At 42.9% G+C, this 18325-nt stretch carries 17 protein-coding genes and 1 riboswitch; of the genes, 9 read left to right on the top strand and 8 right to left on the bottom strand.

Going from position 1 to position 18325, the window contains the following annotated elements; translation table 11 throughout:
- Positions 1–18 precede the first annotated feature (18 nt).
- Positions 19–1215 carry a putative lipid II flippase FtsW gene (gene ftsW, locus CDG62_RS18115; RefSeq protein ID WP_087528576.1) on the top strand — a complete coding sequence of 399 codons (1197 nt, stop codon included), beginning with the start codon at positions 19–21 and terminating at the stop codon, positions 1213–1215.
- A gap of 216 nt (positions 1216–1431) precedes the next feature.
- Here the strand turns inward: ftsW and gluQRS are convergent, their stop codons facing one another.
- The 6 genes from gluQRS to CDG62_RS18085 all read right to left on the bottom strand — a co-directional run bounded on the left by gluQRS (position 1432) and on the right by CDG62_RS18085 (position 7881).
- The gene (gene gluQRS / locus CDG62_RS18110) at positions 1432–2352 is read right to left on the bottom strand and encodes a tRNA glutamyl-Q(34) synthetase GluQRS (protein WP_228254413.1); all 921 of its coding nucleotides are present in this window, start codon (positions 2350–2352) and stop codon (positions 1432–1434) included.
- 2 nt (positions 2353–2354) lie between these two features.
- Entirely contained in the window at positions 2355–2882 is a 528-nt protein-coding gene (gene dksA, locus CDG62_RS18105) for an RNA polymerase-binding protein DksA (protein ID WP_004692816.1), read from the bottom strand.
- A gap of 209 nt (positions 2883–3091) precedes the next feature.
- Positions 3092–3889: a 3',5'-cyclic-AMP phosphodiesterase gene (gene cpdA / locus CDG62_RS18100; RefSeq protein ID WP_087528578.1), complete on the bottom strand. Its 798-nt coding sequence runs from the start codon at positions 3887–3889 to the stop codon at positions 3092–3094.
- 10 nt (positions 3890–3899) lie between these two features.
- A complete protein-coding gene (locus tag CDG62_RS18095; RefSeq protein WP_087528579.1) occupies positions 3900–4520 on the bottom strand; it encodes an NUDIX domain-containing protein in 621 nt (206 codons plus the stop codon).
- A gap of 75 nt (positions 4521–4595) precedes the next feature.
- Positions 4596–6488, bottom strand: coding sequence for a phosphomethylpyrimidine synthase ThiC (thiC, locus tag CDG62_RS18090; protein WP_087528580.1), 1893 nt, complete (start codon positions 6486–6488; stop codon positions 4596–4598).
- A 144-nt stretch (positions 6489–6632) separates the two neighbouring features.
- Positions 6633–6760: riboswitch (TPP riboswitch) on the bottom strand.
- Positions 6761–6828: 68 nt separating this feature from the next.
- On the bottom strand, positions 6829–7881 hold the full coding sequence (locus CDG62_RS18085) for a hypothetical protein (RefSeq protein ID WP_213070684.1): 1053 nt from the start codon (positions 7879–7881) through the stop codon (positions 6829–6831).
- Positions 7882–8160: 279 nt separating this feature from the next.
- Here CDG62_RS18085 and CDG62_RS18080 point away from each other — a divergent pair, with 279 nt between their 5' ends.
- Together CDG62_RS18080 and phoU are read left to right on the top strand one after the other, a co-directional pair.
- Complete coding sequence (locus tag CDG62_RS18080; protein ID WP_087528581.1) at positions 8161–9489, top strand: TolC family outer membrane protein; 1329 nt, start codon at positions 8161–8163, stop codon at positions 9487–9489.
- 89 nt (positions 9490–9578) lie between these two features.
- Positions 9579–10295: a phosphate signaling complex protein PhoU gene (gene phoU / locus CDG62_RS18075; protein WP_004692799.1), complete on the top strand. Its 717-nt coding sequence runs from the start codon at positions 9579–9581 to the stop codon at positions 10293–10295.
- 500 nt (positions 10296–10795) lie between these two features.
- Here the strand turns inward: phoU and CDG62_RS18070 are convergent, their stop codons facing one another.
- Positions 10796–11068 (bottom strand): oxidative damage protection protein, encoded by a 273-nt coding sequence (locus CDG62_RS18070; RefSeq protein ID WP_087528582.1) that lies wholly within the window; start codon positions 11066–11068, stop codon positions 10796–10798.
- Between the two features lie 12 nt (positions 11069–11080).
- Positions 11081–12514, bottom strand: a complete 1434-nt coding sequence (argH, locus tag CDG62_RS18065; protein ID WP_004692796.1) for an argininosuccinate lyase — start codon at positions 12512–12514, stop codon at positions 11081–11083.
- On the opposite strand from argH, the gene CDG62_RS18060 reads away from it, so the two are divergent.
- The 6 genes from CDG62_RS18060 (at position 12505) to CDG62_RS18035 (ending at position 18321) form a co-directional block, all read left to right on the top strand.
- A complete protein-coding gene (locus CDG62_RS18060; RefSeq protein ID WP_162904049.1) occupies positions 12505–13659 on the top strand; it encodes a sensor histidine kinase in 1155 nt (384 codons plus the stop codon). The genes argH and CDG62_RS18060 overlap by 10 nt on opposite strands.
- 51 nt (positions 13660–13710) lie before the next feature.
- Positions 13711–14451, top strand: a complete 741-nt coding sequence (locus CDG62_RS18055; protein ID WP_078390091.1) for a LytR/AlgR family response regulator transcription factor — start codon at positions 13711–13713, stop codon at positions 14449–14451.
- 120 nt (positions 14452–14571) lie between these two features.
- A complete protein-coding gene (hemC, locus tag CDG62_RS18050) occupies positions 14572–15492 on the top strand; it encodes a hydroxymethylbilane synthase (RefSeq protein ID WP_087528584.1) in 921 nt (306 codons plus the stop codon).
- Positions 15493–15504: 12 nt separating this feature from the next.
- Positions 15505–16284: a uroporphyrinogen-III synthase gene (locus CDG62_RS18045; protein WP_087528585.1), complete on the top strand. Its 780-nt coding sequence runs from the start codon at positions 15505–15507 to the stop codon at positions 16282–16284.
- Positions 16281–17123 (top strand): hypothetical protein, encoded by an 843-nt coding sequence (locus CDG62_RS18040; RefSeq protein ID WP_087528586.1) that lies wholly within the window; start codon positions 16281–16283, stop codon positions 17121–17123. The genes CDG62_RS18045 and CDG62_RS18040 overlap by 4 nt, the downstream gene beginning before the upstream one ends.
- Positions 17124–17127: 4 nt before the next feature.
- Positions 17128–18321, top strand: a complete 1194-nt coding sequence (locus CDG62_RS18035) for a heme biosynthesis protein HemY (RefSeq protein WP_087528587.1) — start codon at positions 17128–17130, stop codon at positions 18319–18321.
- The last annotated feature ends 4 nt before the right edge of the window (positions 18322–18325 follow it).

Raw genomic sequence — 18325 nt, 5'->3', positions numbered from 1 at the left:
AATAATAAGGAAATTGAGATGGCTGAGATTGCTCAGACAACGATCAATAAAATTAACCAGTTTTATAGCCGTTGGGCACCGCGTGTACCCAGTGAAGTAACACCGCGTAATGTGTTGATCTTTTGCGTGATTGCGTTGTTGTGTTTAGGTTCGATCATGGTCGCATCTGCGTCGATGCCTTATGCTGAGCGCCTTCATGAGAATTCATTTCACTACGTGTTGCGTCATGGTATTTCTATTGTTGTGGCGGGTGTTTTAGCCTACGCCGTTTATCGAGTGCCACTCAATGTCTGGTTTAACAATACTTTTCCGTTGTGGATCTTAACCATTTTACTGCTGGCTGCGGTACTGGTTGTTGGTACAGAGGTGAATGGTTCGACCCGCTGGATTCGTGTTGCGGGCTTCACCTTACAGGCATCTGAGGTTGCCAAAGTAATGATGGCGATTTTCACGGCGGACTATGTGGTACGTCGTGCTGAAGAGGTAAGGAACAACATTAAGGGCTTGGTCCGTCTCGGCATCATTATGTTGTTGACGGTGGGTTTGATTATCGCGGAGCCTGACTTGGGTGCAACCGTGGTGATTAGTTTGATGATGCTGGGTATCTTCTTCCTTGCTGGCGCGCCGTTGATTCAGTTTGGTATGGCTTTTGGTGCAATCTTTGCAGCTTTTGTCTTTTTGATTGTGTTTGAGCCTTACCGTTTTGAGCGTCTCATGTCTTTCTCAAATCCTTGGGAAGACCCACTAGGTACGGGTTACCAGCTTTCCAATGCCTTGATGGCGTTTGGGCGTGGTGAATGGTTTGGTGTAGGACTTGGCCACAGTGTACAGAAAATGGCGTATTTACCAGAAGCTCATACTGACTTCATGCTGGCTATTTTAGGGGAAGAGTTTGGCTTTTTCGGAATTACGACAGTCTTAATTTTGTCCTTTACCATGTTGGTGTGCTGTATCAAAGTGGGTCATCGTGCGCTGAAAAACCAGTACCTGCGTGCCGGTTATTTGGCTTATGGGGTGTCGATTATTTTCTTACTGCAAATTTTGGTCAATGCAGGTATGAATATGGGGATGCTGCCAACCAAAGGTTTGACTCTACCTTTTATTAGTTATGGCGGTTCATCACTGATTATGTGCGCAGTGATGATCAGTTTGATTTTAAAAATTGATGCCAGTACACAAAGCACGAATCCAACCAAAGAAGAATCCAGCTTCTAAGCGGGTTTTTCTTTCATCACGCTATCCGCAGGCGAAACTCACTTTTCGTTATGTGGATAGCGTTTGAGTCCTTCCGAAATTTGATTTCTCAGCGGCGTATCTATCATTCTTTTATGATAGATATAACTGTAATGGTTTAAATCTGTTTTGAATTTGCTTTAATTGAAGCGTTGAAAACTATGCTCTTAGTGTTGAGTTTCTGCCGTGGTGGTTTTGCTATACATAGGTGCCGTGCAGGGTGGTGCAATGCGGGATTAGCGAAACATCCCATTGTGCGATGGCTTGTTGCAACATTCGTTCAGGGTGGTCTAGTTCGACAATTGGCTGATTTAAAGCGCATATTGCCTGAGCGAGTAGTGCTGGTGCTTGGTTAAGATCGAGTGCATGTGCCATGTTTTGTTTAGACAGTTTTTGCCCTTGATCATTCATGGCTAAAGGCAAATGCATATAGTTAAGACGTGGGTAATCTAGCAGTTGACCTAAATAAATTTGACGCTCGGTATTATCTAAAAGGTCTGCACCACGAACCACGTGGGTGATACCTTGTAGGTAGTCATCCACTACGACTGCTAATTGATAATTGATAATGCCATCGCGGCGTTTCAGTACAAAGTCACCGAGCTCATGTGCCAGTTGTGAGCAGTGTCTGCCTTGCAGAGCATCATCAAAACAAATCTTGATATCTTTCACTTTGACGCGAATAGCTTGTTGCTCAAAAGGCAGAGCAAGGTGACGGCAGGTACCTGCATAAATGTGATTAGAACCAAGCATTTTGCGGGTGCACTGACAGGCATAAACAAGTTTGAGTTGATGTAGTTGTTGGATCACGTCTTCGTATAGATCGAGACGATCTTTTTGGAAAATGATCTCCGCATCGGGCTGAAAGCCGAAAGCCTCGATACAGCGCAAGATATGGCTTTCACTGCCGGGGTAAATACGCGGGATGTCGGTATCTTCAATACGAACTAACCATGTACCTTGATGTGCTTTTGCTTCGCAATAACTGGCAATAGCTGTGATGAGGGAACCAAAATGCAAAGGGCCGGTTGGCGATGGCGCAAACCGACCCACATAAGCCATCCTGTTGTCCCCCTTCTTTTGTAAAGGAGGGGTTGGGGGAGGATTATTGAATAACATGATTAACCGTTATTTTGCTTCTCTTTGATTTCTGCCAGTGTTTTGCAGTCAATACATAAAGTCGCTGTTGGACGAGCCTCTAAACGGCGCAGACCAATTTCGATACCACAGGTTTCACAGAAACCATAGTCATCGTTTTTAATCGCTTCAATTGATTGTTCGATTTTGCGGATGAGTTTACGTTCACGGTCACGTGTACGTAGTTCAATTGCAAACTCTTCTTCTTGTGTCGCGCGGTCATTCACATCAGGCAAAGCGGTGTTTTCGTCTTGCATGGTGTTGAGTGTGCGGTCAACTTCTGACATCAACTCTGCTTTCCATGCCAACAAAATTTGGCGGAAGTGCTCAAGCTGACCTTCAGACATGTATTCTTCATTTTTTTTCGGCTGATAAGGTTCAATACCAAATAAGCTTGCAGTAGAACCACCGTCAGTCGCTTTAGGCTTAGTTTTGCGCACACGTTTTGTAGATTTTTCATCTACAACATCAGTTTGTTCGTCTAAGACAGTATTTTGGTTGTCATTCGCCATTTAGGGCAATCCTCATCATATACGTATCTTTAATACGCAAAAAATATGGTGATATGCAAGTGTTTTTATCCACCCTCGAGGAGATTCACCCTCGGGGGTCGTCATCATATAGACTTTTTAAGTATTTTGATAGTCTTTGATGTTTGGATTAAATTGATCACTTTTTCGTAAGAGCAACTAAGGTAATTGAAAACGATAAAAATGAAAAGTTAATAACCTGAAATTTCAACATTTATTTTTTGCTGTGCGTGTAAGACACGTTCTACGTGGGTTTCATGGCTGCCATCTGCGTTTAATTGTAAAATACGATAACCAGGTGCCTGCTCATCTAAGGCGAAATGATCGCTTAAAGGCTTAAATTGGACACTGGTTGACGGTGTCGAGTAAAACTGAATACCATGCCATTCACGCCATGATTCTTGATGGACATGTCCCGACAGCACAATTTTGACATTGTGGTATTTGGCAAGAACCGCAGTGAGGTCTTGGGTGTTCTTGAGTTTATGTTGATCAATCCATTTTGACTGCATTTCAAAAGGATGATGATGACAGGTAATCACAATATGTTGCTGAGCAAATTCTTGTAGGATCTGTTCTAGTTGCTTCAATTGTGCTTCATCCACCCAGCCATCGATTTTACCTTTGACGGCACTATTGAGCAAAACTATGCTCCAAGGGCCAAAGTGAATCACATGAACTTTGTTTAGTTGCTGATGAAAAGGGAAGTGTTCGGCATTGTCATGATTGCCTGGAACCTGATAAAACGGCGTCTTTAAACTCTGCATAAAGTCTAAATAGCGTTGATAGGTTCGAGGCACAGGAACTTGTGCCAAGTCACCCGTATGGATGATGGCATTCAGTTGTGGGTGACGCTCAACAATATGTTGCATCACATGATGAAAGCTTTGCTCTGGATTCATACGTACAAATTCCAGATGATCTTGATCCATCAAGTGTGTATCTGAAATTTGGATAATGGTCCAACTTTTTTCATTATTTAAAGTCATGCCTGACCCCTTAGACATTCCTTGTCGTTTTAATCTGTTGTTGTAGCCATTGCAAGGCCATTATGACAGGCGCATTTCTGAGCCGACCATTGGAAAGTAATGTATCGATCTGCGCATAATCAATCAGGTGTAATAAAATATTTTCACCTTCATCGGGCATGCCAAATACGCCACCTTGTTCGGGTAAATCGGCCGCAGCACTATACAGATGAAACAGTTCCGCACAAGCACCCGCAGAAGGATAAAAGCTAAACAGATGCTGTAAGTGTTCAATCTGACAGCCTGATTCTTCTAATGCTTCACGGCGAATGCAGCTTTCAGGTGATTCATCACCATCTAATACTCCGGCAATAATCTCCAATTGCCAAGCTGAATCTTGGTCATCCATCGCACCAATACGAAATTGTTCAATCAAGGCAAATTTTTGTTGTGCATCATCATAAATTAAGACACCCGCCGCTTCAGGGCGCTGAATAAGCTCACGTGAGATCACAGAGGTGTACTCAGTTTGATTAAACAGGCGATGACGTAAATTTACTTTTTCTACTTGAACAAAACCCTGAAAAACAAAGGCTCTGTCTACAATTTGGACATCTTCACGGTGATATGTAGCTTGCTTAATTATGTTCATAAAGCGCAATCAGGATGAAATTTATCATTTCATCCTAACTGAGAATCACATGATTACAAAAGGTTTTTTATCAACTTACACTTTTTGGTACAAGTTTTGTCCGGTTGCATGGAATTGTTTTTTCATGCTATTGAGACCGTTTTCGACCTCTTCTTGCTGAATTTTATTCAGCGTAGCATTTTGCTGGTTTTGTGCATAATCACGCACGTTTTGGGTGATTTTCATCGAGCAAAACTTGGGACCACACATTGAACAGAAGTGCGCAGACTTGTGCGCTTCCTTCGGCATAGTCTCATCATGCATGCTACGCGCCGTGTCTGGGTCAAGGCTTAAATTAAACTGATCTTCCCAACGGAATTCAAAACGCGCTTTAGATAAAGCATTGTCACGGACTTGCGCACCGGGATGACCTTTGGCTAAATCTGCTGCATGTGCTGCAATTTTATAGGTGATGATGCCATCTTTGACGTCTTTTTTGTTCGGTAGACCCAAGTGTTCTTTTGGCGTGACATAACACAGCATGGCAGTTCCATACCAACCAATCATTGCCGCACCAATCGCGGAAGTAATATGGTCATAACCTGGGGCAATATCTGTGGTCAATGGCCCTAAAGTGTAGAAGGGAGCTTCTTGGCAGACTTCAAGTTGTAGATCCATATTTTCTTTGATCATATGCATAGGCACATGCCCTGGACCTTCAATCATCACTTGCACATCATGTTTCCATGCGCGATGGGTCAGCTCGCCTAAAGTGCGCAATTCAGAGAACTGTGCTTCGTCATTGGCATCTTGGATACACCCCGGACGTAAGCCATCGCCGAGGCTGAATGACACATCATAGGCTTTCATGATTTCGCAGATTTCATCGAAATGTGTATAGAGGAAGTTTTCTTGATGATGAGCTAAACACCACTGTGCCATGATCGAACCACCACGAGATACAATACCGGTGAGACGATTTGCTGTCATCGGTACATAACGTAATAAGACACCCGCATGGATAGTGAAATAATCTACGCCTTGCTCAGCTTGCTCAATGAGTGTGTCTTTGAAGATTTCCCACGTCAGGTCTTCTGCCACCCCATCAACTTTTTCTAAAGCTTGATAGATAGGTACCGTACCAATTGGAACAGGTGAATTTCGGATAATCCACTCACGAGTTTCATGGATATTTTTACCGGTCGATAAATCCATGATGGTGTCTGCACCCCAACGGGTTGCCCACGTCATTTTTGCGACTTCTTCATCAATTGAAGAACCGAGAGCCGAGTTACCAATATTAGCATTGATTTTCACCAAGAAATTTCGACCAATGATCATTGGTTCAATTTCAGGGTGGTTAATATTGGCAGGAATAATCGCACGCCCTTCAGCCACTTCTTTGCGCACAAACTCAGGTGTGATTTCCATCAGGTTATGCGCACCAAAGTTTTGCCCTGCATGCTGACGCATATCCACGCCTTCACGTTGGCGTTGGTTTTCACGAATCGCAATGTATTCCATTTCAGGCGTAATGATGCCTTGTTTGGCATAATGCATCTGCGTGACATTGTGACCTGCTTTGGCCCGACGTGGTTTTTGAATATGCGCAAAGCGAATATCAGCAGTACGAATATCCCGTAAACGCTCTTGACCAAAGCTTGAGCTGAGACTCTCTAACATTTCGGTATCGTTGCGCTCTGCAATCCAGTTTTCGCGGACATTCGGTAGACCTTTGTTCAGATCAATACTGACATTGGTATCGGTATACACACCAGAGGTGTCATAGACCATCACTGGTGGATTGTATTCACCACCTAAGCCTGTTGGGGTTTCGGTTAGTTCAATCTCACGCATAGGGACTTGAATATCTGGGCGTGAACCTTGGATATAAACTTTTTTAGAGGCAGGCAAGATGCGGGTGAGATCTTTTGCATCTTGTTCATGTTGTGCTGAAATTTCAGCGGAAAGATTCGTTAACTGGTTCATTGCAATGATCCTTATGAATGACATCAACGAATCAAGCACGACCAAAAACGATGGCAATTGAAACTATTTCTGTGTGTTGTTGATTTGGTGATACAAATGCAACGGATGTATTTCTACTGGAAATAGTTCAATGAAAGGCGTTCAGTTTTTAGATGGCTTGATTCCTACGCAGGTCTTAACCTGATCAGGTTCAACGGTACTCAGCTTCAAAACTTTATTGAAAAGTCTTAGCTGATCTCAGCGAGCAGTTACTCGCGCTCCGTCAAGCGATACATCATCTTAACATGCACTGCTGTTAAAAACAGCGACCTTTTTATTCAAAGTGTGAAGGGATATCTGTTCAACGTTCTAAGCAAATGGCATCGCTTAAACAGTCTTTGCCATGGTCAGGTTGGACTATACGCAGTTGGATAAAATGCGCTAATTGTCTTTGTAATAGTTGATCTGCACCGAGGCGCTGTGCGTGAGCAGAAGCAGGCAAGATGATTTGAGCTGCTCTTTGTTCAGGACTGAGCTCCACAAATTGTAAAAATGAGCGCGCTTGATCCGTTACAACTGAATTTTTTAATGCGGCAAGGCGTTCAATTTCTTCCAAATAGTTGCTTTGCACGGTATAGCCGTCGTAAACGCGTTGAGTATCGAGGCCGATAAACAAGAGGGTGCTATATAGATTCAACAGATGGCGTGCATCTTGGTGGTAGCTACTTTTCGGGTATTGCTGTAAATAGCTTTCCCAATACAGCGCACGATCTACAATTTCTTTGGCATCAATTTTGACCTGATTTCCTATCACGGCAGGGTATTGATTTTGTGCCGCTAAATGTTCAATAAACGCTTGCTCCGCGACAGGTAGATAAGGTGCAAAAATTTTGGCTAAATACTCAGGGCTACGGCGGTAATGCACTTGTCCTTCGCCTGCATCAAACAACTCTACATAAGACTGCCCTTGGTGTTTGATGAGGTATTGGTCACGAATGGTAAGTTGCTCAAAAAGACTTTGTTGAATGGTCGGATGTTGCGCCATTTCTAGAGCATAGCTTTCAAAAGCACGCTGCTGTTGCGGTGTACGTTCAACCGCTAAAAAGTCACGGTACATTTTATTGGATAAACCCAATAAATGCTTTTGTTGTGGAAAACCGAGTAAAGGCAAACACAGCTTAAGATCTTGATTGATTTGCTCTAGAGCAAAAGTCGTACGTTGTGCATCTATTTCCGACATGTTTTTGTCAATTTTTTGGCACAAGTCGGTTAAGTCTAAGGTTTGAGTCGAAGACGCTTCAATTTGTGCAGGCTCTTGAAAGCTCACAGGTTCAGGTTTCTGACAGGCAACCAACAGCGCGCACATGAAAATCAGTGCATAAGGTTTAAGAAAAGATAAAGAAGAATGATTCACAGCGACTCGATCAAAAACTCAGTTCAGCGACAACATGGTAGAGAAACTCCTTTTCTCGGTACCTCATTTTATAGGGCGAATGGAATTTTTAATGTGTAGTATTGTGAATGAGTTTGTTTAACTTGCTGTGATACTGTTTAATATTTACTTCATAATGAACAAATTAGTGCGAGCTATTGTAACTAGTGCAATAAAAAATATACGAAAAAAATGACGACTCGTTTTAGTATAGCGTTGCTCAGAACGAGGCCAGTGGGGCGGAAAGGTTGACTGAAAACAATGAAGATTAAATGTATCCTAGCCAGCTGTATGTTGTTTTTCGCGCCGTGGAGTCATGCCTTGGATTTGGTCGAAGCGTTACAGCGCGCCAAAGTCAATGATCCCAGCTGGCAAGCGAATTTACTCCAATATGAAGCCGATCAACTCAATTTAGGCATTGCACAAGGCAACTTACTACCTACCATTAGCCTGTCTGGCAATGTGACTAGAAAAAACCAGCCTGTGGGGCAGGTGAGTTCTGCTCTCTCCCTGCCTGATACGACCACCACTAAACAAGTGGCGGTTACGGCGCGCCAACCTCTATTTCGTTGGGATGCGTGGGAGGGGCTGAAGCAGGTCAAGACTTCTCTTAGTTTAAGTGAAGTCAATTTACAGCTACAGCGTCAGGAGCACATTTTAGCGGTGACGGAAGCCTATTTTAATGTACTGCGCCAACAAAGCTTAACCGCAGCCAATTTACAAGAAGAACAAGCCTTACTTGAACAACTGAATATGATGAATGCCAAACTCAGAGAGGGTTTGGTAGCAAAAAGTGATGTGAGTGAAGCCAATGCACAATACCAAAGCGCACAGGCCAACCGCATTGCGACGCATGTACAACTGGTCTTGGCGCAGGAACAACTGGCGCAAATTATCGGGCCGTATCAAGAGAACTTGGCAGTGCTACGTGAAGACTTTCAGTTTCAAAAGCCTTATCCCGAAGAGCTTTCGGCATGGACCCATTTAGCTCTTGCACAGAACTTAGGCATTCAGCAGGCACGATTACAACAGCGCTATGCTGAAGATCAAATACGAGTTGAACAAGCTGCGTTGTATCCGCAAATTGAAGCTGTAGGGAGCTATGGTTATAGTGAGCAGACGCCTGACAATATTATGTCGTCCAAAGGCAACTTTGATCAGATTGGTATTGAGATGAATTGGAATGTTTATAGCGGTGGGCGAACCAAGAAGTCGATTCAAAAAGCTGCTGTCAACGTTAAAAAATCTGAAGCTGAACTAGATGCCGCTATCCGTAAAGCCAATACCGAGGTGAAAAAGTCTTATTTGCAAGTGGAAACGGATCAAGCCAAGTTGCAAGCACGTAAAGCTGCCATGGAATCATCTAGTCTCGTCTCTCGTGCCTCACAAGCGCAGTATCAAGAGGGTTTAAAAACCATGGTTGATGTTTTACTGGCACAGCGCAATGCCTTTTCAGCCAAGCAAGACTATGTTAATACCAAATATGATTACCTGATCAATGTCTTGCATTTAAAGGCATCTGTGGGTAAGTTGACTGAACAAGATATTCAAGAAATGAATGCATGGCTGGTGGACAAAGCACGTTCATAAATGGGCGTTGTCATCAAATCTTCACAATTGCTATGCTTTAATATCGCTCAATCTTTAGTCCCTCATGATGTTGCTGTGGAGTACGTCCTTTGCCAAATAGTCCTGTTTTAAACCATCACATTTCTTCGCAATTCAATGAAGATTTGCAGGATGTGAACACCAAATTTATGACCATGGGTGGTTTGGTAGAGCAACAAGTGGCAAATGCAATTCATGCGCTACTCGACACCGATGCCAACTTGGCGGTCGATGTTCAGTTTAAAGACAATGCGGTGAATCAGCTCGAACGTGAAATTGATGAAGCCTTGACGTTGATTTTGGCACGTCGTCATCCTGCCGCGATTGATTTGCGTATGGTGATTGCGATGTCGAAAGCCAATACCGACCTAGAGCGTATTGGTGATGAAGCGGCAAAAATTGCTCGTATTGCGCAAAGTTTATGTGAAGACGGTGAATCTCCTCGCGGTTATATGGAAACGCGTCATATTGGCAACCAAGTTCGTGTCATGATTCATGATGCCCTAGATGCTTTTGCACGTTTAGATGCAGAACAAGCGCTACGTGTGATGATGGCCGATGCCGATATTGACCGTGAGTATCAGTCTGCAACGCGTACTTTGATGACGTATATGATTGAAGATCCGCGTCATATTGCCCGTGTGATTAATGTGATGTGGGTATTGCGTTCATTAGAGCGGATTGGTGATCATGCGCGTAATATCTCTGAGCAAGTGATTTATATGGTGAAAGGCTTGGATGTGCGTCATACCAGTTTTGAAGAAGTTGAAAAGCATATCCAAAAATAAAAAATAGTGATCTTATTTTTCAAGCACAACTTTGGTTGTGCTTTTTAATGGTTGCTTAATTTTTGGATAAAAAAAATCTCAGACTTTGGGGGAAATCTGAGACTAAAATTGGGGGGATATTTATCGTTATAGATAAGAGGTTTCCCTCTATCCTTGTATGCCATTATAGGAAAGATGTTTTTCTGCGTCATGTAGGTTCTTGTAGTGTAATGTTGAGTTTTGCAATGGTTCTGTAGTGCTATGTTTACACTTAATTATTTAGATACAAATAACAGCTTTATAGTGTAATTGAGTCATCAACATGTCACCTATCTTGAGTTTGGTTATATCTGTGATTGCCCGAACATCTTACGAATAAAAAGAAAAGCCCCGATGTCGGGGCTTTTAAATGTGAAACTGTGTGCTTCGCTTTCTTTAGATAATTTTCAGAGCAATACTCTATTGGTCACAGCAAACATAGCTTTTCGTCTTGCAGCGTGGCGGAGCAGTGCTCAACTTTATCAGGCCTCAGGCTTTAAACCTTCTGCTTTTTCTAAGCTTTCATCATTATTAAAGAACTTCTCACGTTGTTCTTCAAGAAACTTTTTCGCATCAGGTTCAAACACATTTAGGCGCTTTTCATTGATTAAAGTGGTTTGGTGCTTTAACCATTCTCCCCAAGCTTGCTTGGAGATGCTTTCAAAAAGCTCTTGACCTTTTACACCTGGAAATGGTGCAAAGTCTAAACCTTCCATTTCTGTTTGATATTTACGGCAAAAAACTTGTCGAGTCATATCTAGACGTCCTTATTGAGCATAAAGTTTTTCTAAACGCGCATGGGCACGTTCAATGGCAGCTTCTACTTGCGCAGGTGCAGTTCCACCAATGTGGTTACGTGCATTGACTGACGCCTCAAGGGTCAGTGCTTTTTCAAACACATCCGCTTGTATTAAGTCAGAGAACTGTTGAAGTTGTTCTAAAGTTAATTCAGAAAGATCTTTTGACTCTTGAACACCTAAAGCAACAGCTTTACCCACAATTTCATGTGCATCACGGAAAGCCACGCCATTTTTTACAAGGTAATCAGCCAAGTCCGTTGCGGTTGAGAAACCACGAAGTGCTGCCTCGCGCATGATGTCGATATTTGGCACCAAAGCTGGAATCATGTCAGCAAAAGCCATGAGCGAGCCACGTACAGTATCAATCGCATCAAACAACGGTTCTTTGTCTTCTTGGTTGTCTTTGTTATATGCCAACGGTTGACCTTTCATGAGTGTTAACAAACTCATCAAATCGCCATAGACACGGCCTGTTTTACCACGCACTAACTCAGGCACATCTGGGTTTTTCTTTTGTGGCATGATGGATGAACCCGTACAGAAACGGTCTGGAATGTTTACAAACTTAAATTGAGCAGATGTCCACAGAATCAGTTCTTCTGACATACGTGATAAGTGCATCATGATCAGAGAAGCCGCAGCATTAAATTCAATACCGAAGTCGCGGTCAGATACTGCATCGAGCGAGTTTTCAGAAACAGCTTCAAAACCCAGTAACTCTGCTGTAAAGGCACGGTCGATTGGGTAAGTCGTACCCGCCAATGCTGCTGAACCTAAAGGCATACGGTTAGTACGTTTACGACAGTCGATAAGACGCTCAGAGTCACGGACTAACATTTCAAACCATGCCAACAGGTGGTGACCAAAAGTCACTGGCTGTGCCGTTTGTAGGTGGGTGAAGCCCGGCATAATGGTGTGCGTGTTTTGCGCAGCAATACTCAAAATACCTTTTTGTAATTTTTTCAGTAATTCTAAAATGGCATCAATTTCATCGCGGACATAGAGGCGAATATCGGTTGCCACTTGGTCATTACGACTACGACCGGTGTGGAGCTTTTTACCTGTGATGCCAATCCGTTGAGTCAAACGTGACTCAATATTCATATGCACATCTTCTAGGTCAATACGCCATTCGAACTGACCCGCTTCGATTTCAGCTTGAATGGTGTTTAAGCCATTGATGATGTCATCGCGTTCTTGTTCAGTCAGAACGCCAACTTTAGCAAGCATGGTCGCGTGAGCAATAGAACCTGCAATATCTTGTTTATAAAAGCGTTGGTCAAATTGTACAGATGCTGTAAATTCAGCAACAAAGGCATCAGTAGCTTCAGAGAAACGACCGCCCCACATACCCGAAGTTTGGGCTTGTGACGGATTTGAGGAATTAGAAGATGTGGTCATGTCGGCTCAATAAGATAAAAAGCGGTAGAACTCGGATGAGTATAACAAATTCAAGACAACTTGCCGAAGTTCAAGATGCGCAAAGTTTAACTTCCAGTATGGCTAAGCCAAATATCTCTTATTTATTTAGCAAAATCGTGCAATGGCCACATTTGTTGGAACTATTTGTGGGGGGGAATTTGTTGGCCATGCTGTTGGCTTTGGCCGAGGCACAATCTTGGTCAAACTTGGTCTTTGAGCATGTGCTGGGCTATATGCTGTACATTAATTGGGTTTTACTGTCATTTGCTGCGCTAATGGAATATGGACAAAAAAAGTTGCAAGATTTGAGTCTCGGTATGACTTTATTGTCAGGATTTTTTCTATTGCAGATCATTGTGTTGGTGACCACGCTCAGCCTTAATATACTGATCTTCTTTGGCATCAATTTTAGTCTCAAAGGTTTGAATTCAGCTATTTTATGGAATGATGTGGCTTTGCATCTGGGTTATGGTCTGCTGTTGGGGGCTTTTTGTTTTCGCTATTTGTACCTAAGAGAGCAATGGTTTAGGCAGCAAAACAGTGAACTGAATGCACGGGTGCAGGCGATGCAAGCCCGTATCCACCCGCATTTTTTGTTTAATAGTTTAAACAATGTGATTAGCTTGATCGCGATTGATCCAGATAAAGCTGAACAGATGTTGCTCAATCTATCGCGTCTGTTTAGAGCCAGTTTCCAAGAGTTAAAACTGGTCAAGCTCAGTGACGAAATTGAGTTGTGTCAGCGTTATTTGGCGATTGAGCAAATTCGTTTGGGAGATCGTTTACAGGTTGAATGGAAAATCGAGCATGCCGAATTGTGTAAGCAGGTACAAATTCCACTCTTAACTTTACAACCTTTACTTGAAAATAGTATTTTTCATGGTGTTGAAAAATTTTTAACTAAGAGTACGATAAGTGTACTGATTGAAATATTGCAAAATCAAGTTAATATCGTCATAACCAACCCATTTACAAAGGAAACAATTCATAAACGACAAGGACATGGTATTGCCATTGAAAATGTGAAGCAGCGTCTAGAAGCATATTTTGGGCGAACTGTGAGCTTTCAAACCTATGCAGGGGAGGGAATGTATACCACTGTTGTGCAGTATCAATATAAATAAGCCGCAGTGAACCTATAAAAATAAACAAGGTGACTGTTGGGGAGGAGATAAATGGACATCCTAATTTGTGATGATGAGCCTTTAGCAATCGAACGTTTGTCTAGATTGGTGAGTCAGCTCGGACATCAAGTGGTGGCAACAGCCTCACATGGTCAACAAGCAATTGAATTAACTCAACAATATGAACCAGATGTGGTACTTTTAGATATTCAAATGCCAGAAATGGATGGGTTGACCTGTGCGCATTATTTGCGACAGCTTGAACCGATGCCTGCTTTGGTGTTTTGTACAGCTTATGATGAACATGCGCTTGATGCATTTAAGTCACATGCTGAAGGTTATTTATTAAAACCAGTGATGCAACAGGAATTGCAACAGGTGCTTGGTCACCTCACTAAATTAACCCAAGCTCAAATGAGCGAGATAAAACAAAAAGAAAATATGGACGAATTTAACGTAAAGCGACATCAAATCGCAGCGAAAACCTATCGTGGTGTGGAATTGGTGCCCATTGAAAATATTTATTATTTTTTGGCGGATCAAAAATATGTCACGGTACGCCACAAAAACGGCAGTGTCTTAATTGATGAAACCTTAAAAGACTTAGAACATGAGTTTGGGGATGCCTTTATTCGGATCCACCGTAATGCTTTGGTTTCCGTTCACTTTTTAGAAGGACTCGAAGTGGTTAATTCGGGGCAGTATCAAGTGCGTTGCCGTGAGTTAGATGAACGCCTAGCGGTGAGTCGACGGCATTTGCCTGGTTTGCGCGAGCGCTTACATAAGCTTTAGCACGTCAATGCAATGACTCTGTTGCTGACGATGAGACGGGACGCTTTGGGCTGAATACATTTCCAATGAGGGAAATTCAGTTTAAGATAGTTTCATTCTTATTGGCACATACTAAAATTTATGAAAACCCTAAAGATCGCTACTCGACAAAGCCCGCTTGCTCTTTGGCAAGCTGAACATATTCGTGCTCGTTTAGAAGCACTGCATGCGGGGCTCACAGTAGAGTTGGTGACTTTTGTTACCCAAGGGGACAAAATTTTAGATACGCCATTGGCAAAAATTGGTGGCAAAGGTTTATTTGTCAAAGAGCTTGAAGCAGCGTTATTGGATGGTCGTGCCGATTTGGCAGTGCATTCGATGAAAGATGTTCCAATGGCTTTGCCTGAAGGGTTATCACTGGCTGTCATTTGTGAGCGTGAAGATCCTTTAGATGCCTTTGTGTCGAATAGTTACGCGAGTTTTGATACATTGCCACATGGGGCGAAGGTTGGCACTTCGAGTTTACGCCGTAAATGCCAAATTTTAAAACAACGACCTGACCTAGAGATTATCGACTTACGTGGCAACGTGGGAACGCGTTTATCTAAGCTAGATGCGGGTCAGTACGATGCCATTATTTTGGCCAGTGCTGGATTAAAACGCTTGGGTTTGGCAGAGCGTATTCGTCATACCATTCGACCGGAGTTTAGTTTGCCTGCCGTGGGTCAGGGCGCTTTAGGGCTAGAATGTCGTGCGAATGATCAAGCGGTATTGGATTTAATTCATCCTTTATTACATGTAGAAACCGATACCTGTGTTCGCGCTGAACGTGCTTTCAATGCTTATCTTGAAGGTGGATGTCAGGTACCTATTGCAGGCTATGCCACTTTAGCAGACAACCGCATTCAGCTCGAAGGGCGTGTGGGGAGTGTCGATGGGCAAACGCTCCTCAAAGCACAAGTGGCGGGTGATGCCGCGGAAGCCGAGCATTTGGGCGTTGTCCTTGCACAAGAGTTATTGGCTCAAGGTGCTGGTGACTTACTCAAAGCCTTTTATCACTAATATTTCTTAACGATGCTGTTTATTAATACGCGCCCTGTTGATCGCGCGGCAGGCCTCACTCAGGTGCTGGTGCAACAGGCTGTTGAAGTCTATCCATTGCCGTTACTGGAGTTGTTGCCCAGAGCGTGGAGTCATGATTTGGCACGCTTGTATCAGCAGCTAGTGTACGCCCAAGTGATTGTGGTGGTCAGCCCTAGTGCTGTGCAGTTTGGTATGGCACATTTGCCGCAAAGTGGTTTAACGGTGTCTGATTTACAGCATATTCAATGGATTGCAGTCGGACAAAAAACAGCACAGGCTTTGGCTGAATATGGCTTGGACAGTGTGGTGCCTGAGGTGGAAACCTCCGAAGGGATGTTACAACTGCCTGTTTTGCAGAACTTAGCCAGTGATGCGAGTATTGCATTTTGGCGCGGAGAAGGTGGGCGTCAGTTTATGATGGACACCTTAATGCAACAGAGCCGTCTTATACTGAACTTTGTTTTGTATGAGCGCCATTGTCCCAATGAAACGATGCGGCAACAGGCTGAATTGATTCAATGTTTATCAGAACAGAAGGACTATGTCACACTGATCAGCAGTGAGGCCAGTTGGCTGAATTGGTTAGCCCTATTGGATTCAAATATTCAGCTCCTGCAAAAAGGACACTTTTTGGTGTTAGGTGAGCGTTTGGCACAGATATTGAAACAGTATCAACAGCAAATGCATGTGCAGTTTAAAATGAGTGTACTGAAAGATTTAAAGACAGCCACGATTGTACAGTTGTTACAAAGTGAGCAAGGGAACGCATGAAGAAGATTCTTATCATTGTATTGATGGCTGCATTGGCGTGGATTGCAAAGCTAAGTTATGACGTGTGGGGGCTGAGTGCACAGCAAGTCACTTTGCTCAATGAAATGCACCAAATTGAACAGCGCAGTGCAAATTTAAACGATCAAGTCGTGGCTCTACAGCGTCAAAAAGAAACTTTGAAACAAGCCCCTGCAATAGTGAATTCGATAAGTAGCCAACCTACCGAGTTGGTGGTTGAGGGTATTGATCCTATTTTGTTTATTAATCAACAGTTGGACTTGGTTGAGTTTGCCTTAAAGCAACAGCAGTATGTGGTGGCCACCGATAAATTGGCTTTTTTAGATATGCAACTGGAAAAATACAACTTGGCTGTGGCGTTGAAGCAAAGTTTGCATCAGGTGATAGCACGAGATATGCAAACTATTCAGAAATTTGTGGCTGAGCGTAATGAGCAGCAAGCGCTGATTAATCGTCAGCTGCAACAGATTGATCAGGCCTTAAATCGAGAAATACAACAACCTCAGTTAAACACCACGCGCGATACGTCCGAACCCTTTTGGAAGCAATGGTTGAGGCTCGAACCTGCGCAAGCACCTGCAACAGCGTTAATGCAACGACAAATTGTGCTGAAAGAAGCACAGTTACGTTTATTGTTGGCACGCCAAGCCTTAGCTGCAGGGCAATATAGCGAATATCAAAAAGACTTAACCGAAGTGATGCTGTTGATCCAACAACTTCCAGACCCTAAAGCCAAAGAGCTACTAAAACAGCTGAATAAGCTGAAAACATTGGTGGTTGTTCCAACGCCTATTTTAAGTACGCGTGCGTTGCTGGGGTAATGGAATGAAACAAATACTGATTGCTTATGGCTTGGTGAGTTTAATTGCAATTGCCGCGCTGAGTGTCTTGAGTTATGGGCATGGTGCAGGTTATGTCTATGTGTTTTGGCATGATTGGCAGTTACAAACCAATCTTTGGGTCGTATTTATTGCTCTAGCGGTGCTTAGTTTTAGCTTGCATTTGGTTTGGTTGGGGCTAAAACGTTATCTCAGTCGAGAAAAACGCAAAGCGGAAACTGTTTTTGATTTTAAAAATTTACATCCCTACGAGCAATTGGCTGTGATCTGGTTGTTAGATGCAGGTCGAGATCAGCAGGCCTTTATTCAAAATGCCTTCGCGCAGTCGGGCTTGCTCAAAAGTATTATCGATGCACGTTTATATCTGATGAAGGAGCAGTTCCCTGAAGCCCTAAGCGCCTTGAGCCAAAGCAATGCCATGGCTTTTGAGTTGGCCGAACTGCAGCGCATTGAGCTTTTCTTGGCACAAGAAGATGCAGAACAAGCGTTAACTCATCTAGAGTTTCTCAATCAACATGAACTTTCACCTTGGCTTAAAGACGTGCAAGCCGCTTATGAAGCTTGTTTAAAAGAGCTATGGGGACGTTTTGCGATTCAATTTCCATGGCTGTATTTACGTTCAACCCAATATGGTCATTTAGATCAAGATGTGAAAAAAGCATGGCTGAAGCGTTTATTGATAAAATTTGATCAAGCCAATTATGAAAATTTAGAGGATTTAAAACAACGTTATTTGGACTTGTCTGATCAGATTTTCAGTCGCAGTTATGATGTTCAATTGCTGTGGCTTAAGTTGTTAGCACGTATACCAGACATGAGTGAACAGCACCAATATTTGTCGATTTATTTGCTCAATCAGCAGTTTAATTCGGAAGTGTTTTATTTGTGGTTCCAGCAGCAACTATTGAAACAGCAACCCGATTATGTGGACTTACAGCAACACATAGAAGCATGGGAAGCGAAGTATATGAGTGTGCCAGTTTTGAGTTTTGCTAAGTGGCATATTTATACTGCTTTAGGCATGCAAGAGCAGGCAGATGCGTTATTAAGTTTATATCCCGATAATGTATTAATGAACTATTTAAGAATCAAATCGACCTTAAATGGCGATGAGGATTTAATTAAACAGTTAAATTTAATTTTTGAAAATAATGCAAATTTTGTAGAAATGAAAATATAGGTGC

Origin of the sequence: Acinetobacter sp. WCHA55 (genome assembly GCF_002165305.2) — a bacterium.
GTDB lineage: Bacteria > Pseudomonadota > Gammaproteobacteria > Pseudomonadales > Moraxellaceae > Acinetobacter.
The sequence above is the reverse complement of the archived record's forward strand: the minus strand, read 5'-3'. Positions and strand labels throughout refer to the sequence as shown.